The 23,471-nt window shown below is 63.7% G+C and carries 24 protein-coding genes and 2 pseudogenes; 17 read left to right on the top strand and 9 right to left on the bottom strand.

From position 1 onward, the window contains the following. Positions 1 to 32: 32 nt before the first annotated feature. The 3 genes from P6U29_RS40990 to P6U29_RS40980 all read left to right on the top strand — a co-directional run bounded on the left by P6U29_RS40990 (position 33) and on the right by P6U29_RS40980 (position 4,305). Positions 33 to 524: a (2Fe-2S)-binding protein gene (locus P6U29_RS40990; RefSeq protein ID WP_036002624.1), complete on the top strand. Its 492-nt coding sequence runs from the start codon at positions 33 to 35 to the stop codon at positions 522 to 524. Further along, positions 521 to 2,806 (top strand): molybdopterin cofactor-binding domain-containing protein, encoded by a 2,286-nt coding sequence (locus P6U29_RS40985; RefSeq protein ID WP_407115758.1) that lies wholly within the window; start codon positions 521 to 523, stop codon positions 2,804 to 2,806. The genes P6U29_RS40990 and P6U29_RS40985 overlap by 4 nt, the downstream gene beginning before the upstream one ends. Before the next feature lie 404 nt (positions 2,807 to 3,210). Further along, the gene (locus P6U29_RS40980) at positions 3,211 to 4,305 is read left to right on the top strand and encodes an HD-GYP domain-containing protein (RefSeq protein WP_407115757.1); all 1,095 of its coding nucleotides are present in this window, start codon (positions 3,211 to 3,213) and stop codon (positions 4,303 to 4,305) included. A 64-nt stretch (positions 4,306 to 4,369) separates the two neighbouring features. Here the strand turns inward: P6U29_RS40980 and P6U29_RS40975 are convergent, their stop codons facing one another. Together P6U29_RS40975 and P6U29_RS40970 are read right to left on the bottom strand one after the other, a co-directional pair. Next, on the bottom strand, positions 4,370 to 5,950 hold the full coding sequence (locus P6U29_RS40975) for an ATP-dependent acyl-CoA ligase (RefSeq protein WP_407115756.1): 1,581 nt from the start codon (positions 5,948 to 5,950) through the stop codon (positions 4,370 to 4,372). Between the two features lie 176 nt (positions 5,951 to 6,126). Continuing rightward, positions 6,127 to 6,537: a VOC family protein gene (locus P6U29_RS40970; RefSeq protein ID WP_407115755.1), complete on the bottom strand. Its 411-nt coding sequence runs from the start codon at positions 6,535 to 6,537 to the stop codon at positions 6,127 to 6,129. A gap of 124 nt (positions 6,538 to 6,661) precedes the next feature. On the opposite strand from P6U29_RS40970, the gene P6U29_RS40965 reads away from it, so the two are divergent. From P6U29_RS40965 to P6U29_RS40945, 5 genes and pseudogenes are all read left to right on the top strand, one after another. Next, entirely contained in the window at positions 6,662 to 7,636 is a 975-nt protein-coding gene (locus P6U29_RS40965; RefSeq protein ID WP_407115754.1) for a Bug family tripartite tricarboxylate transporter substrate binding protein, read from the top strand. 149 nt (positions 7,637 to 7,785) lie between these two features. After that, complete coding sequence (locus P6U29_RS40960) at positions 7,786 to 8,064, top strand: DUF3551 domain-containing protein (RefSeq protein ID WP_407115753.1); 279 nt, start codon at positions 7,786 to 7,788, stop codon at positions 8,062 to 8,064. A gap of 100 nt (positions 8,065 to 8,164) precedes the next feature. After that, positions 8,165 to 8,617 (top strand): ArsR/SmtB family transcription factor, encoded by a 453-nt coding sequence (locus P6U29_RS40955; RefSeq protein WP_407115752.1) that lies wholly within the window; start codon positions 8,165 to 8,167, stop codon positions 8,615 to 8,617. Positions 8,618 to 8,625: 8 nt separating this feature from the next. Next, positions 8,626 to 8,961, top strand: a pseudogene (locus tag P6U29_RS40950) (SRPBCC domain-containing protein); the annotation flags it as partial. 18 nt (positions 8,962 to 8,979) lie between these two features. Then, the gene (locus tag P6U29_RS40945) at positions 8,980 to 9,717 is read left to right on the top strand and encodes a DUF899 domain-containing protein (RefSeq protein ID WP_407115751.1); all 738 of its coding nucleotides are present in this window, start codon (positions 8,980 to 8,982) and stop codon (positions 9,715 to 9,717) included. Positions 9,718 to 9,947: 230 nt separating this feature from the next. Here the strand turns inward: P6U29_RS40945 and P6U29_RS40940 are convergent, their stop codons facing one another. Next, positions 9,948 to 11,192, bottom strand: a complete 1,245-nt coding sequence (locus P6U29_RS40940) for a S1C family serine protease (RefSeq protein WP_407115750.1) — start codon at positions 11,190 to 11,192, stop codon at positions 9,948 to 9,950. A 202-nt stretch (positions 11,193 to 11,394) separates the two neighbouring features. On the opposite strand from P6U29_RS40940, the gene P6U29_RS40935 reads away from it, so the two are divergent. The 4 genes from P6U29_RS40935 to P6U29_RS40920 all read left to right on the top strand — a co-directional run bounded on the left by P6U29_RS40935 (position 11,395) and on the right by P6U29_RS40920 (position 13,727). Continuing rightward, a complete protein-coding gene (locus tag P6U29_RS40935) occupies positions 11,395 to 12,012 on the top strand; it encodes a hypothetical protein (protein ID WP_407119568.1) in 618 nt (205 codons plus the stop codon). Next, a complete protein-coding gene (locus tag P6U29_RS40930; protein WP_407115749.1) occupies positions 11,999 to 12,373 on the top strand; it encodes a transcriptional regulator in 375 nt (124 codons plus the stop codon). The genes P6U29_RS40935 and P6U29_RS40930 overlap by 14 nt, the downstream gene beginning before the upstream one ends. 32 nt (positions 12,374 to 12,405) lie before the next feature. Next, complete coding sequence (locus tag P6U29_RS40925) at positions 12,406 to 13,146, top strand: di-trans,poly-cis-decaprenylcistransferase (RefSeq protein ID WP_407115748.1); 741 nt, start codon at positions 12,406 to 12,408, stop codon at positions 13,144 to 13,146. A gap of 95 nt (positions 13,147 to 13,241) precedes the next feature. Further along, entirely contained in the window at positions 13,242 to 13,727 is a 486-nt protein-coding gene (locus P6U29_RS40920) for a Crp/Fnr family transcriptional regulator (RefSeq protein WP_407115747.1), read from the top strand. Here the strand turns inward: P6U29_RS40920 and P6U29_RS40915 are convergent. Further along, positions 13,666 to 14,493 (bottom strand): metallophosphoesterase, encoded by an 828-nt coding sequence (locus P6U29_RS40915; RefSeq protein WP_407115746.1) that lies wholly within the window; start codon positions 14,491 to 14,493, stop codon positions 13,666 to 13,668. The two genes, P6U29_RS40920 and P6U29_RS40915, sit on opposite strands and share 62 nt — an antisense overlap. Positions 14,494 to 14,651: 158 nt before the next feature. Here P6U29_RS40915 and P6U29_RS40910 point away from each other — a divergent pair, with 158 nt between their 5' ends. Together P6U29_RS40910 and P6U29_RS40905 are read left to right on the top strand one after the other, a co-directional pair. Continuing rightward, a complete protein-coding gene (locus P6U29_RS40910; RefSeq protein WP_407119567.1) occupies positions 14,652 to 15,335 on the top strand; it encodes a DNA-3-methyladenine glycosylase I in 684 nt (227 codons plus the stop codon). Positions 15,336 to 15,546: 211 nt separating this feature from the next. After that, complete coding sequence (locus tag P6U29_RS40905; RefSeq protein ID WP_407115745.1) at positions 15,547 to 15,840, top strand: hypothetical protein; 294 nt, start codon at positions 15,547 to 15,549, stop codon at positions 15,838 to 15,840. A 122-nt stretch (positions 15,841 to 15,962) separates the two neighbouring features. On the opposite strand, the gene P6U29_RS40900 is transcribed toward P6U29_RS40905, so the two are convergent. The 4 genes and pseudogenes from P6U29_RS40900 to dinB all read right to left on the bottom strand — a co-directional run bounded on the left by P6U29_RS40900 (position 15,963) and on the right by dinB (position 20,602). Beyond that, on the bottom strand, positions 15,963 to 16,925 hold the full coding sequence (locus tag P6U29_RS40900; protein WP_407115744.1) for an oligosaccharide flippase family protein: 963 nt from the start codon (positions 16,923 to 16,925) through the stop codon (positions 15,963 to 15,965). Positions 16,926 to 16,945: 20 nt separating this feature from the next. Beyond that, a pseudogene (locus P6U29_RS40895) lies at positions 16,946 to 17,419 on the bottom strand (oligosaccharide flippase family protein). A gap of 535 nt (positions 17,420 to 17,954) precedes the next feature. Continuing rightward, a complete protein-coding gene (locus P6U29_RS40890; RefSeq protein WP_407115743.1) occupies positions 17,955 to 19,394 on the bottom strand; it encodes a sensor histidine kinase in 1,440 nt (479 codons plus the stop codon). 107 nt (positions 19,395 to 19,501) lie between these two features. Beyond that, positions 19,502 to 20,602, bottom strand: coding sequence for a DNA polymerase IV (gene dinB, locus P6U29_RS40885; RefSeq protein ID WP_407115742.1), 1,101 nt, complete (start codon positions 20,600 to 20,602; stop codon positions 19,502 to 19,504). 117 nt (positions 20,603 to 20,719) lie between these two features. Here dinB and P6U29_RS40880 point away from each other — a divergent pair, with 117 nt between their 5' ends. Together P6U29_RS40880 and P6U29_RS40875 are read left to right on the top strand one after the other, a co-directional pair. Further along, a complete protein-coding gene (locus P6U29_RS40880; RefSeq protein ID WP_407115741.1) occupies positions 20,720 to 20,929 on the top strand; it encodes a hypothetical protein in 210 nt (69 codons plus the stop codon). A 316-nt stretch (positions 20,930 to 21,245) separates the two neighbouring features. After that, positions 21,246 to 21,461, top strand: coding sequence for a helix-turn-helix domain-containing protein (locus P6U29_RS40875; RefSeq protein WP_407115740.1), 216 nt, complete (start codon positions 21,246 to 21,248; stop codon positions 21,459 to 21,461). Positions 21,462 to 21,515: 54 nt separating this feature from the next. On the opposite strand, the gene P6U29_RS40870 is transcribed toward P6U29_RS40875, so the two are convergent. Further along, positions 21,516 to 22,328, bottom strand: a complete 813-nt coding sequence (locus P6U29_RS40870) for an IclR family transcriptional regulator C-terminal domain-containing protein (protein WP_407115739.1) — start codon at positions 22,326 to 22,328, stop codon at positions 21,516 to 21,518. A gap of 152 nt (positions 22,329 to 22,480) precedes the next feature. Here P6U29_RS40870 and P6U29_RS40865 point away from each other — a divergent pair, with 152 nt between their 5' ends. Further along, positions 22,481 to 23,470 carry a Bug family tripartite tricarboxylate transporter substrate binding protein gene (locus P6U29_RS40865; RefSeq protein WP_407115738.1) on the top strand — a complete coding sequence of 330 codons (990 nt, stop codon included), beginning with the start codon at positions 22,481 to 22,483 and terminating at the stop codon, positions 23,468 to 23,470. Position 23,471 lies beyond the last annotated feature (1 nt).

The following is a 23,471-nucleotide window of genomic DNA, read 5'->3' as shown; positions in this document are numbered from 1 at the left end:
GCGGCTTCATGCACCGGCAGGGGAAGACGCCTATGCCAACACTCACCATCAACGGGCGGAGTCTGTCCGTGGATGCGGCGAACGACACGCCGCTCCTCTGGGCGATCCGCGAGCAATTGCAGATGACGGGTACCAAGTTCGGCTGCGGTGCCGGGCTGTGCGGTGCCTGCACCGTGCACGTCAACGGCGAAGCCGTGCGCTCGTGCCAGACCATGGTCGGCGACGTCGCCGGCAAGAAGATCACCACCATCGAAGGCCTCTCCGCCAAGGGCGATCATCCCTTGCAGAAGGCGTGGATCGCCGAGCAGGTGCCGCAATGCGGCTACTGCCAGTCCGGGCAGATCATGCAGGCGGCTTCGCTGCTCGCGAAGAATCCCAATCCGACCAAGGAAGAAGTGGTCGCGCATATGGACGGCAATCTCTGCCGTTGCATGACCTATTCGCGGATCCAGAAGGCGATCATGCGCGCTGCATCCGAGATGCGCACCGCATCTGCCACCTCCAGCGAGCGGAGGCCCACATGAACAAGCACGTCAAGAACGTCACCGCTGAGGCGACGGATCTCAGCCGCCGCTCCTTCCTCGTCGGCACCGCCGCGACCGGCCTCGTGCTCGGCTATGCCGGCGTGCCCGGCATCGAGTCTGCGGCCGCCGCGGCGCCCGCCACTTTCGAGCCGAGCGTCTGGTATGCGATCTCGCCGGATGGTCTCGTCACCGTGACCTGCGGCAAGGCCGACATGGGCCAGCACATCGCCTCCACCATGGCGCAGATCGTTTGCGAGGAGCTGGGCGCGAAATGGAGCGACATGCGCGTTGCACTCGCCTCCAACGATCCGAAGTTCAACGACCCCGTGCTGGGCGCGCAGATCACCGGCGGCAGCTGGTCGACCATGATGAACTTCGACGCCATGAGCCGCGCGGGCGCCGCTGGCCGCATCGCACTGACGGAAGGCGCGGCCGCCGCGATGGGCGTGCCGGCATCGGAGCTCGTGGTGCGCGATTCCGTGATCGTGCATCCGAAGTCGAAGAAGCAGATGTCGTTCGCCGAAATCGTCAAGAGCGGCAAGGCGACCAAGACCTTCACGCCCGACGAGCTCAAGGCGATCAAGCTGAAGACGCCGGATCAATACACCATGATCGGCGTCTCGGTGCCGCAGCTCGACATCCCCTCCAAGACCAACGGCACGGCGAAGTACGGCATCGACGTGATGCTGCCGGGCATGGTCTATGGCGCGGTGGTCACGCCGCCGGTGCGGTTCGGCGCCACGGTGCAATCGGTCGGCGACAGCGCGGCGAAGAAGGTGCCGGGCTTCATCAAGGCCGTCACCCTGGACGATAAGACCGGCACGACGTCGGGCTGGGTCGTCGCCGTCGCCAGCACCTACGCCAACGCCAAGAAGGCGGCGCAGGCGCTGAAGATCGCCTATGACAACGGCCCGAACGCCAAGCTGTCGAGCCAGTCGCTGCTCGATGAAGCCATGCGGCTTCAGAAGCTGGAGGATTCCGGCCAGTTCTTCGTCAAGGACGGCGATCCCATTGCTGCCTTCGGTTCGGCGGCCAAGGTGCTGGAGGCCGAGTACACCACCAGCATCAACATCCATGCGCCGCTGGAGCCGATGAATGCCACCGCGGAGTTCAAGGGCGACATCCTGCACATCTATTCCGGCAACCAGTTCGCAACGCGCTCCGGCGCGATCGCCGCGGGTGCCGCCGGGATCGATCCAAAATTCGTGGTCATGCACCAGATGTGGCTCGGCGGCGGCTTCGGCCGGCGTCTCGATGCCGACATGATGATCCCCGCGGTGCAGGCAGCGAAGGCGGTCGGTAAGCCGGTGAAGGTGATCTACACGCGCGAGAACGACATGACGATGGATTTCTCGCGTCCGCTCACTTATCAAAAGGTCAAGGCCGGCGTGGACGGCGATGGCAAGCTCATTGCGATCAGCCACGACGTGGTCTCGGCCTGGCCGACCGCGCGCTGGGGAATCCCCGACTTCCTGACGCCCTCGGTCGACAAGAAGGGCCCGCTCGACAGCTTCACGGTGAACGGGGCCGACTTCTTCTACACGGTGCCCAATCATTACGTGCGCGCGATCAAGAACGAGCTCGCGCACAACGCCACGCCGTCCGGCCAGCTCCGCTCGGTGGCGCCGGGCTGGACCTTCTGGGCGGTCGAAAGCATGATCGACGAGATCGCGGCGGCGACCGGCAAGGACCCGGCCCAGTTCCGCATCTCGCTGCTCGACGGCGCCGGCAAGAACGACGGCGGCGCGCAGCGGCTGCGCAACACGCTGCTCGCCGCGATGGGACTTTCCGGCTACGGCACCAAGCAATTGCCGAAAGGCGAGGGCATGGGCGTGGCCTGCGTCTCGTCGCAGGAGCGCGCGACCGCGAGCTGGACGGCGTGCGTGGCTCACGTCGCCGTGGCGCCGTCCGGGGCCGTGACCGTGAAGAAGCTCACGGTGGCAACCGACGTCGGCACCCAGGTGCATCCCGACAACATCCGCGCTCAGGTCGAGGGTGCGGCGCTGTGGGGCCTGTCGCTGGCGATGTACGAGAAGGCGACGCTCAAGGATGGTGGCATCGAGCAGACCAATTTCGACAGCTACACGCCCTTGCGCATGAGCCAGACCCCCGAGGTCGCGGTCGCCGTGATCGCCAATGGCGAGAAGGCCACCGGCGTCGGCGAGCCCGCGGTGACGGTGGTGGCGCCCGCCATCGGCAACGCCATCTTCAATGCCAGCGGCGCCCGTGTCCGCGCCCTGCCGATCACGGCGGAGGCCGTGAAGGCGAGCATGAAGGCGTAGGGGCGAGCGCGATTGCCCAATGAGATGATCCGCCGGAGGCAATCTCCGGCGGATTTGTTTTGGGGGCTGTTTCCACACTCTCACTGTCATGCCCCGGCTTGACCTGGGTACCCAGTACGCCGCGGCTTCTCGATTCCAGCCGCACCGTCTCGGCGTACTGGGTCAACTCGGGCGACGACAATGGAGGGCGAGGCGAAAGCGTTCAAAATTCCCTTTTTTTATCAATGGTCTTTCTACTGTGCATGGGGTTGTTTTCGCGGTTTTGTTTGGAGCGCAGGCGAAATCCGAATTCCGTAAAATTGCGTCCAACTCCCCAAGGTTCCATTGAGCACGCCTCTTAAGGCCCGGAGAACCTGATCCGGCTTAGGCTGACGCCAAATCCAGTCCCGTGCTTTGGGGAAGTCATGAACGCCTCAGCCAAACCCGCCGCCAAACGTCGGCTTCTGCTCGCCTCCGATCGCAGCGACGGGAGCAGCGAGCTCGCCAGCATCTTGAAAGCGGTCGGCGACGTCTCGATGGTGACGACGGAGGAGATCCCCGCCCAGCCGGCGCGCGATCTCTCCGGTCTCGTGGTCGACATCAACCTGCGCTCGCCCGAGAGCGTGCAGCGGGTGCGCAACAAGCTGCGCGGCGACGCCTACCGTTCGATGCCGCGGCTGTTCGTGCTCGCGGACGCCCTGCATCACGGCACCATGCAGGCCTGGGCGCTAGGGGCCACCGACACCATCTCACGGCCGCTCCAGGCGGATGCCATCCTTCAGCGTATTCGCGCCGCTTTCCCGGACACGGCCGCCTACGACGCGACCGATCGCGGCAAGACGCTCAACCGCGGCGTCGAGGCGGCGCACGCGGTGCTGACCCAGATGTTCGAGAAGCTGCCGCTCGGCGTGCCTCTGACCTTCGACGACGTCATCGCGGCCGAGAGCAAGATCCTAAAGGCGATCAAGCATTCCTCGCTGCGCGAATGGCTCACCACGGTCGGCTGCCATCATGTCGGCAGCTATCGCCATTGCCTGTTCGTCACCGGCTTCGCCGTCGCGTTCGCCCAACATCTCGGCATGCGCGAGGGCGACCAGCGCCGCCTGACCCGCGCCGCACTGCTGCACGACGTCGGCAAGGCCTACGTTCCTGCCGCGCTGCTCGACAAGCCGGGCAAGCTCACCGACGAGGAGATGGCGGAGGTTCGCCAGCATCCGCGCCGCGGCTATGACGCGCTCGCCGCCCAAGGCGGCTTCCCGCCGGAGATGCTCGACGTCGTGCTGCATCATCATGAATTCCTCGACGGCTCCGGCTATCCGAACGGTCTGTCGTCGAACCAGATCAGCGATATCGTGCGCCTGACGACGATCGTCGACATCTACGCCGCGCTGGTCGAGAAGCGCGCCTACCGCATGCCCTTCACCCACTCCCGCGCCTTCACGATGATGGAAGGCATGGGCGGCAAGCTCGACCAGCAGCTGTTACAGGCGTTCCGGCCCGTGGCGCTGGGGTCGTTCTAGGCGAGACATTGCAATTGCACAGGCGCGCGGCCTGCTTACCCTCCCCCTCCAGGGTAGGGTGAAGTCACCCCACCATCTTCCTCAGCTCCGCCTTCGCCACCTTCTCCAGAGTCGAGCGCGGCATGTCGTCGACCAATCTGATCTCGCGCGGCACCTTGAAGTCGGCGAGGCCCTTGCGGCAGGCTTCCATCACCCGATCATGCAGGTCGGGCGCGGCACCCGCGACGCCGCCTTGCGGGATGATGAAGACGACCGGCACCTCGTCCAGCATCGGATGCTTCTTCGCCACCACGGCGGCCTCGCGCACGCCCGGCACCACCGCGATCACCTGCTCGATCTCGGAGGCCGCGACGTTCTCGCCGCCGACCTTCAGCATGTCCTTGGCGCGGTCGCCGAACTTGATGTAGCCGTTCTGAAGCCGCTCGACGCGGTCTCCGGTGAGGAAGAAGCCGTGCTCGTCAAAGCTCTCGCGTGTCGCTTTCTCGTTGTGCAGGTACTCGGCGAACAGCGACAGGCCCGGGATGCCCTTGATCGCGAGATTGCCGGTGTCGCCGACCTCGGTCGGCCGTCCATCATCGTTCGTGATGCGGATTTCGTATTCCGGCGCGGCGCGGCCGATCGACATCGGGATGTTGGGCTGGTCGACCTCGCCGACGATGCCGTGGGTGATGGTCTCGGTCATGCCCCACCAGCCGATGATCTTGACGCCGAACGCGGCGAAGGCCGGCGGCTCGTTGATCGCGCTGCCCCACAGGCGGAATTTATGGTCGTTCGGGATCTCCTGCTCGAGCAGCGCTTTCATGCAGAACGGAATCGTCGAGGTCCAGGTCGAGCCGTGCTCGCGCGCGACGCCCCAGAACCGGCTCGCGGAGAAGCGCGGCTGGATCACGCAAGTCGCCCCGACCCACAGCGTCGCCAGCATGGAATAGGCCAGCGCATTGGTGTGGAACAGCGGCAGATAGGTCTGGTGCACGTCGCTCGCATGCAGGTCCTCATGCGCGGCGTTGATCTTGGCACCCCACAGCGCGTTGGCATGGGTCCACAGTACCGCCTTGGGCCGCGATGTCGTGCCCGACGTGTACTGCACGCTGCACGGCGCGAGCGGATCGGTCGCGCGCCGCGGACAGTCGGCGCTGTCGGCGAACAGCAATTCAAAACTGTCGCCGCGCGAGACCGCCTGCGCAGGTGCCGTGCCGGCGTCATGCGAGGTCACCGCCATCCAGCGAATATTGCGGCAATTCCGCGCGACCACTTCCGCATAGGCCGGCTGCGTGATCGCGGCGACCGCGCCGCAATGATCGGCGAAATATTCGATTTCAGCCGGCGCCGAGCGCGTGTTGGTGGTGACCGCGACGGCCCCTAACTCGACACAGGCAAACCAGGCCAGCAGCGCCTCGATGCAATTGTCCAGGTGAATGAGCACATATTCGCCGGGCTTGACGCCGCGCCTGGCGAGCCCCGCTGCGAGCGCGCCGACGCGCTCATGAAATTCGCCGTAGCTCCAGCGCCGCGCCGGCGCGTCGAACGGCGCCCAGATCAGGAACGGATGATCACGCCGGACCTCGGCCCGCATCCGCAGGAGCCAGGGCACGTCAAGCCCGTCGAACGGGCCCACGATTCCGGTGGCGGTTTGTTGAAGTGGCATGTGTCCTCCCGTGCCGCCTGCATCTTGCTGGCGGCCGCTTTTCGATTATTGCGTCTTCCTGCCACCGGCTGAGGCGGGAAGCAATTCGGAGGGGACGCTTGCTCTCTCTTCTCCGTCATTGCTTCGCTTCGCTCGCAATGACGGTATCTGGGGCGAGCAGCGAGCCCCTCGCGGCCTCAATCCTCGTACGACGAAATCTCGATCAAGCTGCCATCGGGATCCCGGCAATAGACCGAGCGCAGCGTGCCGCGGGCGCCCTGCCTCGGGCCCGGGCCTTCCTCGATCGCGACGCCATGTGCCCGCAAATGCGCCACCACCTCGTCCGGTGTGGCCGGGGTGAGAAAGCACAGATCCTCGCTGCCGGCCGTCGGGTGGTCGGCGGTGAACCACTCCACCTTGTCGGCATCGCGCTGCCGGACGTTGATCCTCTGGTTACCGAATTCAAGGAAAGTCCGCGGCGCTTTGCCGCCGCCCGGATCGAACACCTTGACTTCCATGCCGAGAATCCTGCGGTACCACTCCGCAGTCGCCGCGACATCGCTGACATTGATCACGAGATGATCCAGGGCATGAACCTTGACCGGCATGTCTCATCCTTTCGTCGTGATGCGCCCCGCGCACTTTCCGCCCGCGGCAAGCTTTGTTACAACCGCGCCGCCGCGACTTTCAAGCTATCCGACTTTCAAGAACAACACTGGGAGAACCCTTGAGATGATCACTCGCCGTACCGCGCTGGGCCTGCTCGCCGCCAGTCCGCTTGCAGCCACCCCGCTGTCGAAGGCCCTTGCCGCCGATTATCCGGCCCGTCCGGTGAAATGGGTGGTCGGCTATCCGCCGGGCGGGGCTACCGACATCCTGGCTCGGCTGATCGGACAGCGGCTCTCGGAAAAGCTCGGCCAGCAATTCGTGATCGAGAACAAGCCGGGCGCCGGGAACAATATCGCGACCGAATCGGTCATCAATGCCGAGCCCGACGGCTACACGCTGCAGCTGGTCAATCCGGCCAACTACATCAACGCCTCGCTCTACGCCAATCTGAAGTTCAACTTCGTGCGCGATATGGCGCCGGTCGCTTCGTTCCAGCGCGTGCCGAACGTGATGACCGTCAACAAGGACGTGCCGGCCAAGAACGTCGCCGAGTTCATCGAATATGTGAAGGCCAATCCCGGCAAGGTGAACATGGCCTCGTCCGGCAACGGCACCTCGGTGCATCTGTCCGGCGAGATGTTCATGGCCATGACCGGCTGCAAGATGCAGCACGTGCCCTATCGCGGCGCTGCGCCCGCGATCACGGACATGCTCGGCGGCCAGGTGCAGGTGATCTTCGACAACATGCCCTCGATCATCCAGCACATCCGCTCCGGCTCGCTGCGCGCGATCGGCGTCACCACGGCGGAGCGCTCGCCGCAATTGCCGGACGTGCAGGCGATCGCCGAGACCGTCAAGGGCTATGAGGCCAGCGCGCTGTTCGGCATGGGCGCGCCGAAGAACACGCCAAAGGAGATCATCGCCAAGCTCAACAGCGAGATCAACACGCTGATGAAGGAGCCCGACATGGCCAAGCGCCTGGTCGAGCTCGGCGGCGAGCCTCGGGTGCAGACGCCCGAGGCGTTCGGCGAGGAGATCAAGGCCGAGACCGAGAAGTGGAAGAAGGTCGTCGAGTTCGCCGGCCTGAAGGTCGAGTAGCGATCTTGTGATGCCTGGAAAGGAAGCCCTGCCGTTCGGCAGGGCTTTTTTCTTGCGCGCGCGATGCCATTGATCTCCAATAAAAGCGTGCGACGAAACTTGATGGTAGATGGCGCGTATCTCGCGTCGCGAGCAAAGGAGTTGCGGTCATGCGCAAGACGCAATTGGCACTGCTGACGCTGTGCGCGATGGTCCTTGCCGGCTTCGCCACTATCACGCCGGCGGCAGCGCGCGATTATCCCTGGTGCGCGCAGGGCGGCGAGTACGACTATCCCGGCGAATGCGCCTACCGCACCTATGAGCAGTGCCAGGCGAGCGTGTCCGGGCGGCTGCTCTACTGCGATCGCAATCCTCGCTTCGCCTATGGCCAGCAACAAATCCCGCAGCCGCGGCCGCACCGGCGCGCGCGGCCTGTCGCGCCCTACTGATCGCGCTTCGTACTGATCGCAGCCTGATCACGCAGTCGTGCGCACCCGCGCCCGCGGGTTCCGGCTTGACGCTGCCCCGCTCGCTTCTATACTAAACCACATGGTTAAGTATCAGGACGAGACGCTGGACCGAACTTTTGCGGCGCTATCCGATCCGACGCGGCGTGCATTGCTGGCGCGCCTCGGCGAGCAGCACAGCTTGTCGGTGAGCGAGCTAGCCGCGCCGTTTCCGGTCTCGCTTCCGGCGATCATGAAGCATCTCGATGTGCTCACGGATGCAGGCCTGATCGTGCGGGAGAAGACCGGGCGCACGGTGGTCTGCCGGCTCACCGCGCGGCCGATGGAGCAGGCGATGAACTGGCTCAATCGCTATGCGCAGTTCTGGTCCCACAACCTCGATCGCCTCGCCGCCTTCGTGGAGCAAGAGACATGGCCAACGCAGCCGCCACCGCCGCCGAACGCACAGCAGAGCGTCCAAGCCTTACGCTCACGCGCCGACTCCGCGCGCCGCCGGAAAAAGTCTACGCCGCCTGGACCCAAGCCGCGCAGCTAGCGCAATGGTTCGGCCCGCCGAACATGAAGCCGGCGACGCTTCAAGCCGAGCTCGACGTTCGCGTCGGCGGCAGCTTTCGCATCAGCTTCACCCGTGACGACGGTGAATATTTCGAGGCCGGCGGCACCTATCGCGAGGTGGTGCCGAACGAGCGTCTCGTCTTCACCTGGGCCTGGCACTCGACCCCGGAACGTGAATCGCTGGTGACGATCTCGCTGAAGCCGGACGGTGGCGGGACCTTGATGATGTTCCATCACGCCCAGTTCTTCGACGAGACCGCACGCGACAACCACCAGCGCGGCTGGAGCTCGTTCTTCGACAAGCTCGATGCCTTCGTCGCCTGAGCTCGAAAGGAGAGTATCATGCAGCAACATCAGATCGTTTCGCGCGAGCAGTGGATTGCGGCGCGCAAGGCCCTTCTGGTCCACGAGAAGGAGTTGACGCAGGCCCGCGAACGGGTTGCCGAGGAGCGCCGCCAGCTTCCCTGGGTGAAGGTCGACAAGACCTATGTCTTCACCGGGCCGAACGGCAAGGTCACGCTTGCCGATCTCTTCAAGGGCCGTGCGCAACTCATCGTCCAGCACGTGATGTTCGCACCCGACTGGGACGCGGCCTGCAAGAGCTGCTCGTTCTGGGCGGACGGGTTCGAGCGCATGGTGCCGCATCTCGCCGCGCGCGACACGTCCATGGCTGCGGTCTCGCTGGCGCCCAGCACAAAGCTCGAAGCCTTCAAGAAGCGGATGGGCTGGACTTTCGACTGGGTCTCCTCGGGCGACAATGATTTCAACCGGGATTACGGCGTGACGTTCTCGCCGGAAGAGATCGCAACCGGAAAGCCGATGTACAATTTCGGCACCACGCCAATCTACGGCCCCGAGCTGCCCGGCATCAGCGTGTTTTACCGCGGCGAGGCCGGTGAGATCTTCCACACCTATTCCTGCTTCGCCCGCGGCCTCGACATGATGAACGCCGCCTATCAATATCTCGATCTCACCCCGCTCGGCCGTCACGAGGAGGGGCTGCCCTATCCGATGGACTGGGTCCGCCTACGCGACCAGTACGAGCCGCAGGCGACGAAGGCGGAGTGCTGCCACGGGTGAGGGGAGCGCGCACGCCGGATCCCGATCAAAGGTAAAGGTGTCATCGCCCGGCTTGACCGGGCGATCGAGTACGCCGAGACGGCAGCGTTTGAACCGACAAGCCGCGGCGTACTGGATTCCCCGCCTGCCGCTTACGCTAAAGCTTCGGCGCCCCTAGACCTCAACCCCGGCGAAGCCTTGGCGTAGCCAGGTCGCGGGGAATGACAGCGGAGAGTGAAGCGCAGCTCACACTACCGCTTCGCGTCCGCCTGCTCCGTCGCGTTGCACGAGATCAGCATCGTATAGGGCCGGGCGTTGGCCGCGATGTCGGTGGTCTTGAGCTCGCTCTTCGGTTCGGTGGTCTGATAGGGCACCACGGAATTGTCGAGGAAGTCGCGCAGCACGCCGGTCTTGATGGCGAAGTTGATGTTCTCGGGAATGTTGCCGGTCGCCACCGCGATGCGCAAGGCCGGGATCTTTCCGGTGACCACGCCGACGACCTGACCTGTGCTATCGAACAGCGGCCCGCCGCTATTGCCGGGCTGCACGGGTGCGCTGATCTGCAGGAAACGCGAGTCGTTACGCATGCCGCTGAGCGAACTCACGATGCCGGTCGTCACGGTGAAGTCCGAGGTCAGGATCCCGTGATAGGGAAAGCCGATCGCGACCACGGAATCGCCGGAGCGGATCGAGCGGTCGCGGATCCGAGCAAAGTCCTTGAATGTCGTCGTCGATGGTGCCTGCAACAGGGCGAGATCGTTGTTGGCGTCGCTCGACACGACGCGCAGCACCATTGCGGCCTCGCCGGTGAGGTTGCCCTTGATGTCGCCGACGCAGCCGTCGATCACATGGTGGTTGGTGACGATGTGTCCGCCCGTGCTCACCACGAAGCCGGTACCGCTCTTGGCCCGGGCAGGTTTGCCGCCGGCCGGCGAGGCCGCCTGCTTCTCCGTCGTCGCTGCCGGCTTGGCCGCGCCCTTGGTAAAATCGCCCGCCTTGTCGAGTCCGTCGGCTTTCACCTTGCTCACACAATTGGCCAATGCCGAGATGACCGGCCCGGTCGATGTCAGATCGAAGTTCAGAACGGCGCGGCCGGCTGTTGCCACCATAAGGCTCGCCTTCTGAAACGTACGCACGACATTGAGCGGCATGATGGCCGTGAGCATGTTGGACTGATACGCCGTAGCGTACAGCCTGGCTTGTTCCTGCCCGTCAAAGGTCACGTCGATCGCGGCGCTCTCGCCCTTGTTAAAGCGGTAGCTGGGACTCGCAAAGGCGAGCGACCAGGTGCCGGCGGCATTTTGGCTCACGACGAGGATGACGCCGTTCGCGTAGGGCGTCGTCGCCGCACAATGGGAGAAGGCGCCCGTCTGATCATTGCTGAAGGCGCCGCCGATCCAGTTGCCGACATTGACGGTGCCGAACGGCCCCGCCGCGTTCGCCCCGACGACACCCATCTGCAACACGAACGCAACGACAAACGACTTCAACCACATACCTGCCCCCGGGAACGCCTTTTTGGTCATCTTATCCGGGAGGACAGGCGGCGCGCAACCGCCAGTTGTTCGCCTGCGTTCATGCGGCCGTCGCAACAATTCGAACTTGCATTTACTTTGCAGTGCCATATACTTTGCAATACAAAGTAACGGGACCTGTAGTCCCGGAATGCCCGGGTGGAACGAGGTTTTGGCGTTGCCGATACGCGATCTCGACAAGGCGCTGGCCGATATCGTGGCGATCCGCAGTCAGATCGCGGCGGGCACCGCCTTCCGCGGCTACGGCCCGGCGACGATGGCGGCGACCGGCGCCGTCGCGCTCATCACCGCGGTTCTGCAATTCTGGCTGCTTGGTGATCCCACCGGTGAGCCGCTCGGCTTCTTCATCGGCTGGTTCATTGCGGCCGCTCTCTCGGGGCTGATCATCGGCATCGAAATGCGTGCGCGCTCGCGACGCCATCATTCCGGCCTTGCCGATGCCATGATCCACCAGGCGGTCGAGCAGTTCCTGCCGGCGGGCGTTGCCGGCGTTCTGCTCGCGGTGGTGATGTGGAAGTTCGCGAGCGAGACGCTGTGGCTGTTGCCGGGCCTGTGGCAGATCCTTGTGTCGCTCGGCATCTTCGCCTCGGTCCGCTCGCTGCCGCGCACGGTCGCGCTCGCCGGCGCCTGGTATTTCGTGTCGGGCTTCGCGGTCGTGCTGCTCGCGAGCCGAACCCATACGCTATCGCCATGGACCATGGGGCTGCCCTTCGTGATCGGGCAATCGGTGATGGCCGCTATTCTGCATTTCGCGTCCGGAGACAACGATGTCGAAGATTGAAAGCGCGCCCTTCTCTTATGAAGGACTCGACCGCGTGATCCACGAGAAGGCGAGGCTCGGGCTTCTGACCTCGCTGATGGCGCATCCCAAGGGCCTGGCATTCGGTGACCTCAAGCAGCTCTGCGGCCTCACCGACGGCAATCTCAGCCGGCACCTTGCCGTGCTCCAGGAGGCCGGCCTCGTCGAGGTGACCAAGGGCTACGAGGGTAACCGCCCGCACACGACCTGCCGCCTGACCAAGGCCGGCCGCCGCCGTTTCCTCGACTATCTCGCCGTGCTCGAGCGGCTGGTGCGCGACGCGGCGAAAGCCGCCGGCCGCGAGGCGCCGCCGCTCGGCCGCCTCGGTATCGTCTCGACCTGATCTTCCTTCTTTTTTCGACCGGAGACTTTGCAATGCAAAGTGAAATCACGTCCTGCAACGAGAAGCTTCATGTCGGCATCATCATGGACGGCAACGGCAGATGGGCGACGCGGCGCGGCCTGTCGCGCGTGCGCGGTCACGAGGCTGGCGTCGAGACCATCCGCCGGATCGTCGAGGCCGCGCCCAAGCAGGGCGTCGGCACGCTGACGCTTTACGCCTTCTCCACCGACAATTGGCGGAGGCCGAAGGCTGAGGTCGCCGCACTGATGACCTTGCTCCGCTTCTATCTCAACAGCGAGGTACAGAGCCTGGTCAGGAACGGTGTGCGCCTGACCGTGATCGGCCGCCGCGATCGCCTGCCCGACGGCATCGCCACTGCGATCACCCGCGCCGAAGAGGCCACCGCCGATGGCAGCGCGCTGCATCTGCGCATCGCCGTCGATTACTCGGCGCGCGACGCCATCCTCAATGCCGCGGCGAAGGCGGCCGCGCTGACCAGCCTCACCCGCGAAGCCTTCTCGCAACTCGTTACCGGCGAGGCTGGCCTTCGCGACGTCGATCTCATCATCCGCACGTCCGGCGAGAAGCGGCTGTCGGACTTCCTGCTCTGGGAGGGCGCCTATGCCGAGCTGCACTTCACCGAGCGGATGTGGCCTGAATTCGACGCGGGCGATCTTGCCGAGGCGCTGGCTGCCTTCCATGGCCGCGAACGCCGTTTCGGTGGCCTTCAGGCGATCATGCCCGAGGAGGTGCCGTCACTCTCCCGTGTGTGATCTCGCGACAGCCGCGACCGCGTTGATTTGCCGCCGGGCACGGATCATGCTCTAGTCTCCTGCGATGGTGTCCGCAGCGATAGGAGCATTCTACGATGCGCGCGGTCCTGGATTATTGCACCGGCGGAACTGAGCGGCAGCTTGCTGCCGGCACGACCCTCGTCACCGAGGGTGGCACCACCGGCCATCTCTACGTGCTGATGCAAGGCAAGCTCGAGGTGCTCAAGGGCGAGATGGTGGTCGCCACCGTCACCGAGCCCGGCGCAGTGCTGGGTGAAATGTCCGTGCTGCTGGGCCAGCCGCACACCGCAACGGTGCGGGCCTGCTCCGACGCGGTCGTCTACGAATTCGAGGATGCCGCCTCGTTCCTTGAGAAGGAGCCCGGCGTTGCCCTGCTGATCGCAAAAATGCTGGCGCAGCGGCTCAATGTCGCCAACACCTACCTCGCCGATCTCAAACGGCAATATGCCGGCCATGGCACGCATCTGGCCATGGTCGGCGAAGTACTCCAGAGCATGATCAACCTGCCGCCGCTTGAGGTCTCGCCAGGCTCGGATCGGCAATCCGATCCAAGAATGTGAGCCAGTCGGGCGGCGTCTCGATCGGAGCGGCGGGGCGCTTCAGCGGCGCATTCAGCTCGATCCACTGGGCCTCGCCGGCCGCAAGCCAGAACGCCTTGTCCGCGTCGAGATCGAGCACGATGTAGGTCGGAGGACGGCCGGGTTGCAGGCCGGTGTTGAAGACCCAGCTCTGGCCCAGCCGGTCGAACCACGATCCATTGGTGATGAAGGGCGATTGATGCACATGGCCCGAGATCACCATCGATGGCTGGTACTGCGTGATCCACTGCACAAGCTCGACATCGCCGAAGAAGCGCTTGCCGCCCCAGCTCGTCGGTGAATCCGCCGGCGGCGCATGATGCGCCCAGATCCAGCGCTGCGGTCGGCTGGCCGCGGCATCGCGCAACTGGTCGACGAGGCGTTGCTTGACCAGCGGTCCGTCCCACCACGGGCACACCGTGAATAGGGTGTCGCCGAGGCTGAGGCTGTCGCCGTCGCAGGCAATGCCAAGCTCGCGCACTTCCGAGATCCAGCGCGAGATCTTCTCGCCCTCTGCATTGCGCTCGTCGAGATCGTGATTGCCGGAGCAGAGGATCACGCGGGTCGTCGCGGCAAGCAGCGCGAGGTACTTCTTCACCACCACGATCTGGGCACGAAAATCCACCATCGAGCCGATGTCGAGCGCATCGCCGGCGAAGATCACGAGGTCGAATTGCGGCGCGGCGCTGACCAGCCAGTCGAGCTGAGGCAGCGAATAGTGCAGGTCGGCCACGACCAGGCAGCGCATTGGAGAACCGTCCGCGGGAGATCAATAGTGTCCAGGAATTCCAGACGTCATGAAGCAAGAAGCGGACCAGCATGGTCGCTCCTTTGCGTCATCATCGCAGGGCTGGACCGGTTCATCGAATTCTGATGTCGTATCGCACCCTCAATGCGGATGTCCTTATGACGCCCTTCAAGACCATTCGCGTCCGTGCCGAGAAGCGCAAGGGCGGGCCCAAGGCGCTGGAGAAATTGATGCCGGCCAAGCCGGACCTCAAGCGGCTGGCCAAGCTCGGCGACGACCGAATCCTCGCCGAAATGACCAAGCGGGTGTTCTGCGCCGGCTTTGCCTGGAGCGTGATCGATTCGAAATGGGACGGCTTTGAAGATGCCTTCCTGCATTTCCAGCCCGCCAAGCTCACCTTTCAGCCCGAAGACTATTGGGAGGGCCTGCTGCGCGACGCGCGCATCGTGCGTAACGGCGCCAAGATCATGTCGGTGCGGGACAACGCCGCCTTCGTGCAGGAGATCGCGAAGGAGCACGGCAGCTTCGGCAAGTTTCTGGCGAAGTGGCCGTCGTCCGACGAGATCGGCCTGCTCGATCTCCTCAACAAGCGCGGCAGCCGGTTAGGGGGCAACACCGGCCAGATGCTGCTGCGCTTCGTCGGCTGGGACGGTTTCGTGACGTCCAAGGACGTGGTGGCTTGCCTGCGCGGTGCCGGTCTCGACATTGCCGAAGAGGTCAAGTCGAAGGGCGATCTCGCCAAGGTGCAGGCGCAGTTCAATGCCTGGGCCGAGGAGACTGGCCTGCCCTACACCCATCTGTCACGCATCTGCGCGCTCTCGGTCGGCGAGAACCGCGAATAGCGCGTGAGCGCGGCCCGCCGCCAGATCGTGTGCATCCTGTGGCGATCTTGTGCCGCGAGCGCGGCGGACGCCGCGCGTGATCACGAAATACATTCTGCAGGAACCTTTGTCCGCAGCGCCTGTTCGGGACATTGAGCCAGGCGGACAAGGGCGCAGGGAACGTATGCTCCCGCCTGGGTCAAGGAAACCGGATACAGAAACGGAGCAGCTCATGAAGCTCACATCTGAACAGGTGAAGCAGACCGTCAACCAGCTCGGCGCTCAGGTGCTGCCCGACGAACATCCCGCGATGCCGCAGCTCAACAGCATGTTCGGCGACCACACCTTCTTCGTCGACGAGATGGGCCTCAAGGTCCTCGAGCCCACGGGATCGCCTGGTACCGATCGCCAGAGCGGCGAAGTCGTCAGCCTCGCCGATTGGGGCGATTCCGACCTGACGCGCCTGATGGCGCATGAGCCCGAACCGACCGGCGTGATCGTGGTGTTCGAGCATATGAAGCATTGAGCGGCCCCGAGCGGGACGTTTCGAGATACGTGCGCCACGGTCGGCGAAGCGCGGATCGTGGCGCACCGCTTTAGCATGCCTGATCGCTCCGGCGTCTTCCAACGAGCGTCGTGCCAGTCGTGCTATCCGCCGCGGCTGCGAGCGTAGCGCCACATTTCTCCGCGACAGGCCGGAAACAGCGCGACGATCGTGAGCGAGACCGCATATGAAAGGCAGAAGCAGGCCGCCAAATCGGGGATCCCTCCGATCGAACGCGCCAGCAGCCAGCGATGCAGCAGACACACCGTCACGACGGAGGCGAAGGCCCCGGCGAGATGAGGCCCGATCACTTTCATCAGGTCGCGATGACGCACCGGGCCGCGTCGCCCAATCAGCCACCACAGGATGGGCGCGCGCACGCACTCGCTGATCGAATATGCGCTGGCAACGCCGACTGGTCCGAACGGCAGCCCGCATATGAAGGCGAGAATCGATGTCGAGACATTGAACAGGCCCCAGCGCATGTATTCCTTGGTGCGGCCCTGGCTGAGGAAAAGCCAGTTGGCGGGGCTGTTGCTGGTTTGCAGCAGACCGGCGATGCTGAGGGCGACGAAGATCGGCGCAGCCTCGCTCCATTGGCCGCCGAGCAGAGTTTCGACAAGCGTGTCGGCGGGCGCGATCATGAAGGCGACGCCAGGCAGCACGAGGAGGAGCGCCGGCAGCACCGCGCGACGGAACGAATCCCGATAGCGCTCCGGCTCCTTCAGCAGGCCCGACAGCGTCGGCAGCATGATTCGCACCATCGGATTGCTGACTTGCTGAAGCGGAAACAGCAGCAACCGGTAGGCGCGGTTGTACGCGCCAAGCGAGGCAGCCCCCCAGACTTTACCGATCAGCACCCCGTCGGTGTTGCGGGATAGGAATTCGGCAAGATTGTAGCCGGTCACGCCCAGCCCGAAGGTCAGCATGTCGCGCGCAGCCTTGATCGAGCCGGGCCTCGACGGCAACCATCCCGAACTCAGCCACGCGCCGCCCGCGAGCACCAAACCTGATGTCAGGCTGCCGGCGAGGATGGCCCAATAGCTATGATAGACGTACGCGACCACGATCGAGGTCAGTAATCCAGTCAGTGCGGCCGCGGATTCCAGGCCTGCCAGCGTCCAAATCTCATCTGGCGCGTCAGCAGCGACAGATGCTGGACGTCAGCGCCGCTCAGCAGCAACGTGACGCTCATACCGGATGTCAGTGGGGCGAGATTCGGCACGCTGTAGAACCTGGCGACAAGCGGCGATAGCGCCACCTGGGTGACCGCCAGCAGCGCGCCGACCGAGAGGTTCACTCAAAACAGCGCACTCAGTTCGTTGTGCGTCAACTCGTCCTTCTGCACCGTCGCGTGTCCAAGACCGAGGTCCTGGAATAGCACCGCGAAGGCGAGCACCGGCGAAGCCATCGCATAAGTACCAAAGTCGACTGGCGTCAGCAGGCGCGAGAGCAGGATCACAGATCCGGTCTGTGTCGCTACACGCACGACCTGAGTGACGATCGCAGCGAGCGCACGTTGCCGTACGTTCCGGGACTGTTCGTCCTCGGACAAGCGCATGTTGAGTTGAGTCACGATCAGCTCCTCGAGCGGCGAACAACGAAACTTTCAGGCGCAGTTCGAAAGCGAGACGGTGAATCCAATGACAATTGATCTCTTCGATTTCATACGTCGCGCGTGAGCAACGTCGCGAAACGCCGACGACTATCCGTCAGTACGTGTCATTTGAATGGCGCGAGCAAACTGCATGCGCAAAAAACTTTGCGTCGATCGCGCGCGAACGAAGAGCAATGAATCATCTTGCTCAAGACGGTGCGTCGAATTGAAATCGAGGTTGCTCTGTCAGGTTCATGTCAGGCACTGCCTCGAAGATCGACACAAAGAGAAAGGCAACCGGACTCTGACTGTCAAACAGTTAGTTAAGCAGATGCTGATCAGCCTTCGCGTCGGCCTCGACTTCGGATGTGCGCGCGCGTGCCCCAGGGATCTCGTGAGAGGCGACAAGGAGAAGCCGGGCTGGAGTAGCAGAGAGGCGGTCGCATCAAGAAGCCAGCCGGCCCACTCATCGGGAACCGCTCGCGATAGCGTCCAGACCTCAAGAAACTTCGCTGTTCTTTTGCAATATCTCTTCTGTGGGAATCTCGATCGCGATCTGAGTTCCCGGACCCGCTTTGCGCTCAAGTTGCAAGCGCCCGTTGAGCGATGAGGCAACCAGGTTGAACGCGATGTGGAGTCCCAGGCCGGCGTTGCCACGCTCCCGACTGGTCGTCACGAACGGATCGAAGATGTGAGCCTGCAATGGCTCGGGGATTCCGACACCTTCATCGGCGCAGACCAGGCGGACCGATTTCGGGTTCGGTTGGCTCACCGTGATGACAAACCTGCCGCCTCGCTTGTCAGGATAGGCGTGCACGGCAGTGTTGAGGGCGAGATTTCTGATCACCTGAGCAAGCGCTCCGGGGTAGCTGTTGAGCTTGACTCCCGCCGGGCATTGCACCTCGACCGTCAGGCCATGATGCGCCAGCAATGGCCCGAGCTTGGAGATCAACTCCGACAGCCAATCCCTGAGTTCGAAATTGCGCCGGTCCTCATCGGCTTGGTGAACGGCGACCTGCCTGAAGCTGTGCACCATCTCGGATGCGCGGTGCAGATTGTCGAAGGTCAGGCTGAGTCCCTGCTTCAGCCGGTCAATGCCCTTGGTCAGATCGGAGCGCCGGACCGATGCTCCGCCCAATGCGTCACTCATCGTTTGCAGGTTGGCCTGCATGGCCGTCGAGGTCGTCAAGGCGAGGCCGAGCGGGGTGCTGACCTCGTGAGCAACACCTGCCACCAATTGCCCGAGCGAGGCGAGCTTTTCCGCCTGCACGAGGTGCTCCTGGGTCGCGCGCAGATCGCGCAGCGATTTCTCCGAGCGTTCTTTCTCACGCTGCAGCGCCTCGGATGTCCGGAATTGCTTTCGCGCCCGGTACTCGCGCGCAGCCACGGCGTAGAGCGATAGCGCGTAAGCGTTGCCGACGAGCGAATGGTTGATGAAGCTCAAACCCGTCGGCATCGTCGGCGCGAACGACTCCGCGACCAGCAGCGCAACCCATGAGAGCAAACAGAAGATCGCCAGCGAGCCGATCCGCAAGGGCAGCATGGTTGAGACGAACAGGATGATCATCATCATGCCGGGCGCGGCAAACGTGAAGCCCGAGGGAAGCACGAGATAGATACTCGGCAGGATGCAGCCGGGGATAACGCAATAGACGAGGAAGATGGTCTCCGCCCATGGCTTCATCCAGCGCCGTGACAGCAATGCCGTCAGCGGCAGCAGGATGAACACGGCGGTGCCACCACGGATTGCGAGCGTGGTCGGCACGACTTCGGGGTAGAGCACCCAATCCCAGAGCGTGTAGCCGGCATAGGTGGCGGCGCCGAGCAGCATCGCGATCTGCGTCCATCCGAGACTGCCCCGGACATATTGGTCGACAAACCGGCGCTCCTCGATGCGGTCTTCGAAACGCAGTCCGAGGCGTATCAATAAGGCAAGCATTCCAGCATCAATCGCGAAAAACCGTGTCTTGGTGTCTCTACGACAGCTTTGGCGCCGCGTCGCGGATAAAGATTGCCGCGTCCGCCGAAGGGGGCCTCCAACCCCGTTCAAATGCCCAACGTCAGCTGCGGCTCCGCATCGTCTCCGACCTGGAGCGACGACAGCGAGACCCCCAACAGCCTGACGCGCTTGGGCAGCGGCATCTCGGCTTCGAGCAGGCCGCAGACCAGCCGCTCCAGATCGTCCCGGCCCGCAACGGCTGCTGCGACGGACCTGCTGCGCGTGATGATCTCGAAGTCGGCGAACTTGATCTTCAGGGTCACGGTGCGGCCGCGGTTGCCGGTCGCCTCGCAATGGCGCCAGACTTTGTCGACGAGAGGTCTGAGCTCGGCGACCAGCGCGTCGAATGCGTCGAGGTCGGTCGAGAACGTATTCTCCGCGCCGATCGACTTGCGGATCCGGTTGGCCCGCACCGGCCGCTCGTCGACACCGCGTGAGATCCAGTAATAGTACGCGCCCGACCTGCCGAAAGTCGCGTTCATGAACTCCAGCGTCTGGTTACGGATGTCGCGGCCGGTGAACAGGCCGAGCGCGTTCATCTTCGCAGCTGTCGCCGGACCGATGCCATGGAACTTGCCGACGGGCAGCGTCTCGACGAAGGCCGGTCCCATCTCCGGCGAGATCACGAACTGACCATTGGGCTTGCGGTGATCGGAAGCGAGCTTGGCCAGAAACTTGTTATAGGAGATGCCCGCCGAAGCGTTGAGGCCGGTCTCGGCCTTGATCTTCTCGCGGATCTTCAGCGCGATGTCCCGCGCCAGCGGAATGCCTTGCAGGTTCTCCGTCACGTCGAGATAGGCTTCATCCAGCGACAACGGCTCGACGATGGGCGTGTGCTCCGCGAAGATGTCGCGGATCTGCCTGGAGATCGCCTTGTAGACCTCGAAGCGTGGCTTGACGAAGATCAGATCTGGACACTGCCGCTTCGCCGTCACGGACGGCATGGCGGAGCGAACGCCGAACTTGCGGGCCTCGTAGCTCGCGGCCGCGACGACACCGCGTTCCGCGGAGCCTCCGACCGCGACAGGCTTGCCGCGCAGCTCCGGATTGTCGCGCTGTTCCACGGACGCATAGAAGGCATCCATGTCGATATGGATGATCTTGCGCACCGGTGAGGTCTTGCCGGTTACCGTGTCGGATTCGCTCATGGAAAGATGATACAATCGAGCGAAGCGGAGCGCGAGGTGATGGATAGGTCGCAATCTCAGGCTTGTGAGTGGCAAGCCGGAGCATGCGGCCTAATATGAGCCGGCGGAGGACAGCCCATGCAATACAGCTCCGAGCTCATTCAGACGATGCGTCAAGCGCTGGAGAACGTGATGGCGAATGTGCCGGCCGATCAGTCGGTGTTCGGCCTGAAAGCGGCCGTAGCCGAATGCATCCTGAAGGCTGCCGCGCACGGCCAGACGTCATATGACGGATTGGTGGCGTCCGCCTCTGATCAGATTCAGGCGATCATTTCGATGCTGACGTGAATGCGGCTGCAAGCTGGCGCGCCACGGCCGATGAAGACGGGCACTACTCATTCGCCGTGGCACTATGATGCTATAATCGATTACACGCTCCAACCGACTAACCTGCGATGGCCTGCAATCTTGCGCTACGCCTCATGGGCCGCAGTCTTCCAAGTTTCGCAGGTTGGTCCGGTTACCCTTCGATAGCAGCCCTCTCGATCAATCCCGGGATCGACGTGATGGGCCATGAGCTGAAGTGCTGGTCTGACAGGTCCGCCGCTGCGGACGTGCTGCGGAAGCTATTGGATGCTCAGCGAAGTCACTCCGCCGAGCTTGCATGATGGCGCGTGGTTCCTCACCCAAAGCTCTGATAGAGCAACGCCTGATCTTGGAAGCGAAACGATTGCTTGCACACACCGGCCTCACGGTTGAAGCAATTGCCACAGAGGTAGGGTTCAGTGAGCCAACAAACTTCGTGAAGTTTTTCAGACGGCACGGAGGGATGCGACCGCTTGACTTTCGAGCAAAGTTCCCGGGCGCCCGTTCAGGCTGACACCGTCTTTACTGCTCAACGGCTTAGAGAGCCGTTCTGAACCAAAAGCCGCCCTCAGCGCGCTCTGCGACCTCGCACCGAACTGACAATTTCCGCTGCAGCGTCCTGAAGTTCTTCGAGATGCCGGGCGGCGAAGACCTCCACCGAAAAGGCGGTCCTGAGCCAGACAATGTTGATCGAGCCCAGAACGCGCGCGCCATCGCGCAGGGGAACAGCAATTGAGATCAAGCCGTCCGCATGCGGCGGCTTGCCATACCAGCCGCCGACATGGGTAGGGTCGCGCGTTGCGTAGCCGCGTGCTCGCACTTCCGCGAGAATCGTGTTCAGACGCGCGGGCTCTCGCGCCAGACGATCTTCGGCCTTGTTCGAAGTCCGCAGCATCTCGATGATCTTCTGCCGCTCCTTGGCCGGACAATAGGCCAGATAGGCTCGTCCAACACCGGTCAGCAACCAGTTTACCTGCAGACCAACCCTCTCCTCTTGCAGCAGGATCGGGCTGCGCGCACGGCTGGTCTCACGGATTTCCATGTGGTCTCCTGCCGGCACCATGAGATCCGACGGCCACGAAATGCGCCGACACAGCCGTTCGAGCACCGGAGCGGCGGCTTCGGCGATCCGATCGCGATGCTCCCGGCGTGACGGCGCGTGCGAAAGCGTCGCGCCGATGCGGTAGCACCCATCCGCAAGCCGCCGGGTGACCACGCCGGACCGTGCCAGCGTGTGAAGAATGCGGAGCAGGCTTGGCTTGGAGATACCGGTGAAGACGTAAAGCTGCTGCAGCGAGGAATCGGGCTGCATCTGCAGAGCCTGCAGGACACGAAGGCCCCGCTCCAGGCTCTTGATGATTTTCGGACCCGCCACCGCCATTCTCCATTCCACAATGTGGAACATATCATTCCACCATGTGAAACATACGTCGATTTTTCTGGCAAATCCAGCTAGCGCGTCCGAAGGTGGCGTGCCTGCAGGTTGCAACTTTGGAATTGGCATCGAAATTTCAGCGTTTGATGGAGATTCCCATGAGACCCCACCTGTTCTTCCACAGCGCCTCATTGTTCGTCGCGACCGCGGCCCTGCTCGCAGCCTCAGGACCACAAGTATCAGCGCAGACCTCGTTCCCTACGGGGACGGTTCGTTTCGTGGCGCCGTTCTCGGCCAGTACGCCGCCCGACATCATCAGCCGCATCGTCTCCAAGGAGCTGACGGAAGCCGAAGGCTGGCGCGTCATCGTCGAGAACCGGCCCGGCGGCGTGACTACCATCGCTGCGACCGATGTCCTGACCCAGCCGGCGGACGGCAACAGCCTCTATGCGATGTCGGTGCCGTCGGTTGCAGCACCGTCGCTGGTCCCGAACATCTCGTTTGATTTGGACAAGGATTTCGACCCGGTCATCAAGGCGACAGTCTCTTACAACGTGCTGGTGGTGAACCCCTCGGTGCCGGCCAAGACGGTCGCGGACCTGGTGGCGTTGCTGAAGAGTCAGCCCGACAAGCTGACGTTCTCGTCCGGCGGCTTCGGCACGCCCGCCCACCTGATCGGCGAGCAATTCAAGCAGCAGACCGGCACGCGTGCCCAGCACGTTCCCTATGCGCAATTCCCGCAGGCGATCGGCGACCTGCTCAACGGCACCAACGCCTTCATGTTCATCACCATGTTGCCGGTCGTCGACCTGATCAAGACCGGTAAGCTGCGGGCGCTTGCGGTGACCGGACCGAAGCGTGTGCCGCTTCTTCCTGATGTGCCGACCATCGTCGAAGCCGGCTATCCTTCACTGGTCGTCGAGGACTGGACCGGCTTCGCAGTCAAGCATGGCACGCCGAAGGAAACGATCGCGCGGCTCAACGCTGCCATCAACAAGGTGCTGGAGAAGCCGTCAGCGCGCGAGGCGCTTGCAAAGATCGGCGCCGAACCGGCGGGCGGCACGCCCGAGCAATTCGGCCGGCTGGTCGGCGATCAGGTTTCGCACTGGCACAAGGTCGTCGCCGACGCCGGCATCAAGGTCCAGTAAC

Origin of the sequence: Bradyrhizobium sp. LMG 9283 (genome assembly GCF_045571415.1) — a bacterium.
Classification (GTDB): domain Bacteria; phylum Pseudomonadota; class Alphaproteobacteria; order Rhizobiales; family Xanthobacteraceae; genus Bradyrhizobium.
Note: the sequence above shows the minus strand (reverse complement) of the source record. Positions and strands in the feature narration are given on the sequence as shown.

What these genes read in the sequence shown, in the direction of transcription:
- P6U29_RS40990 (WP_036002624.1), top strand. Translation starts at nt 33, where the DNA reads ATGCCAACACTCACCATCAACGGGCGGAGTCTGTCCGTGGATGCGGCG.
- P6U29_RS40985 (WP_407115758.1), top strand. Translation starts at nt 521, where the DNA reads ATGAACAAGCACGTCAAGAACGTCACCGCTGAGGCGACGGATCTCAGC.
- P6U29_RS40980 (WP_407115757.1), top strand. Translation starts at nt 3,211, where the DNA reads ATGAACGCCTCAGCCAAACCCGCCGCCAAACGTCGGCTTCTGCTCGCC.
- P6U29_RS40975 (WP_407115756.1), bottom strand. Translation starts at nt 5,950, where the DNA reads ATGCCACTTCAACAAACCGCCACCGGAATCGTGGGCCCGTTCGACGGG.
- P6U29_RS40970 (WP_407115755.1), bottom strand. Translation starts at nt 6,537, where the DNA reads ATGCCGGTCAAGGTTCATGCCCTGGATCATCTCGTGATCAATGTCAGC.
- P6U29_RS40965 (WP_407115754.1), top strand. Translation starts at nt 6,662, where the DNA reads ATGATCACTCGCCGTACCGCGCTGGGCCTGCTCGCCGCCAGTCCGCTT.
- P6U29_RS40960 (WP_407115753.1), top strand. Translation starts at nt 7,786, where the DNA reads ATGCGCAAGACGCAATTGGCACTGCTGACGCTGTGCGCGATGGTCCTT.
- P6U29_RS40955 (WP_407115752.1), top strand. Translation starts at nt 8,165, where the DNA reads ATGGTTAAGTATCAGGACGAGACGCTGGACCGAACTTTTGCGGCGCTA.
- P6U29_RS40945 (WP_407115751.1), top strand. Translation starts at nt 8,980, where the DNA reads ATGCAGCAACATCAGATCGTTTCGCGCGAGCAGTGGATTGCGGCGCGC.
- P6U29_RS40940 (WP_407115750.1), bottom strand. Translation starts at nt 11,192, where the DNA reads ATGTGGTTGAAGTCGTTTGTCGTTGCGTTCGTGTTGCAGATGGGTGTC.
- P6U29_RS40930 (WP_407115749.1), top strand. Translation starts at nt 11,999, where the DNA reads ATGTCGAAGATTGAAAGCGCGCCCTTCTCTTATGAAGGACTCGACCGC.
- P6U29_RS40925 (WP_407115748.1), top strand. Translation starts at nt 12,406, where the DNA reads ATGCAAAGTGAAATCACGTCCTGCAACGAGAAGCTTCATGTCGGCATC.
- P6U29_RS40920 (WP_407115747.1), top strand. Translation starts at nt 13,242, where the DNA reads ATGCGCGCGGTCCTGGATTATTGCACCGGCGGAACTGAGCGGCAGCTT.
- P6U29_RS40915 (WP_407115746.1), bottom strand. Translation starts at nt 14,493, where the DNA reads ATGCGCTGCCTGGTCGTGGCCGACCTGCACTATTCGCTGCCTCAGCTC.
- P6U29_RS40910 (WP_407119567.1), top strand. Translation starts at nt 14,652, where the DNA reads ATGACGCCCTTCAAGACCATTCGCGTCCGTGCCGAGAAGCGCAAGGGC.
- P6U29_RS40905 (WP_407115745.1), top strand. Translation starts at nt 15,547, where the DNA reads ATGAAGCTCACATCTGAACAGGTGAAGCAGACCGTCAACCAGCTCGGC.
- P6U29_RS40890 (WP_407115743.1), bottom strand. Translation starts at nt 19,394, where the DNA reads ATGCTTGCCTTATTGATACGCCTCGGACTGCGTTTCGAAGACCGCATC.
- dinB (WP_407115742.1), bottom strand. Translation starts at nt 20,602, where the DNA reads ATGAGCGAATCCGACACGGTAACCGGCAAGACCTCACCGGTGCGCAAG.
- P6U29_RS40880 (WP_407115741.1), top strand. Translation starts at nt 20,720, where the DNA reads ATGCAATACAGCTCCGAGCTCATTCAGACGATGCGTCAAGCGCTGGAG.
- P6U29_RS40875 (WP_407115740.1), top strand. Translation starts at nt 21,246, where the DNA reads ATGATGGCGCGTGGTTCCTCACCCAAAGCTCTGATAGAGCAACGCCTG.
- P6U29_RS40870 (WP_407115739.1), bottom strand. Translation starts at nt 22,328, where the DNA reads ATGGCGGTGGCGGGTCCGAAAATCATCAAGAGCCTGGAGCGGGGCCTT.
- P6U29_RS40865 (WP_407115738.1), top strand. Translation starts at nt 22,481, where the DNA reads ATGAGACCCCACCTGTTCTTCCACAGCGCCTCATTGTTCGTCGCGACC.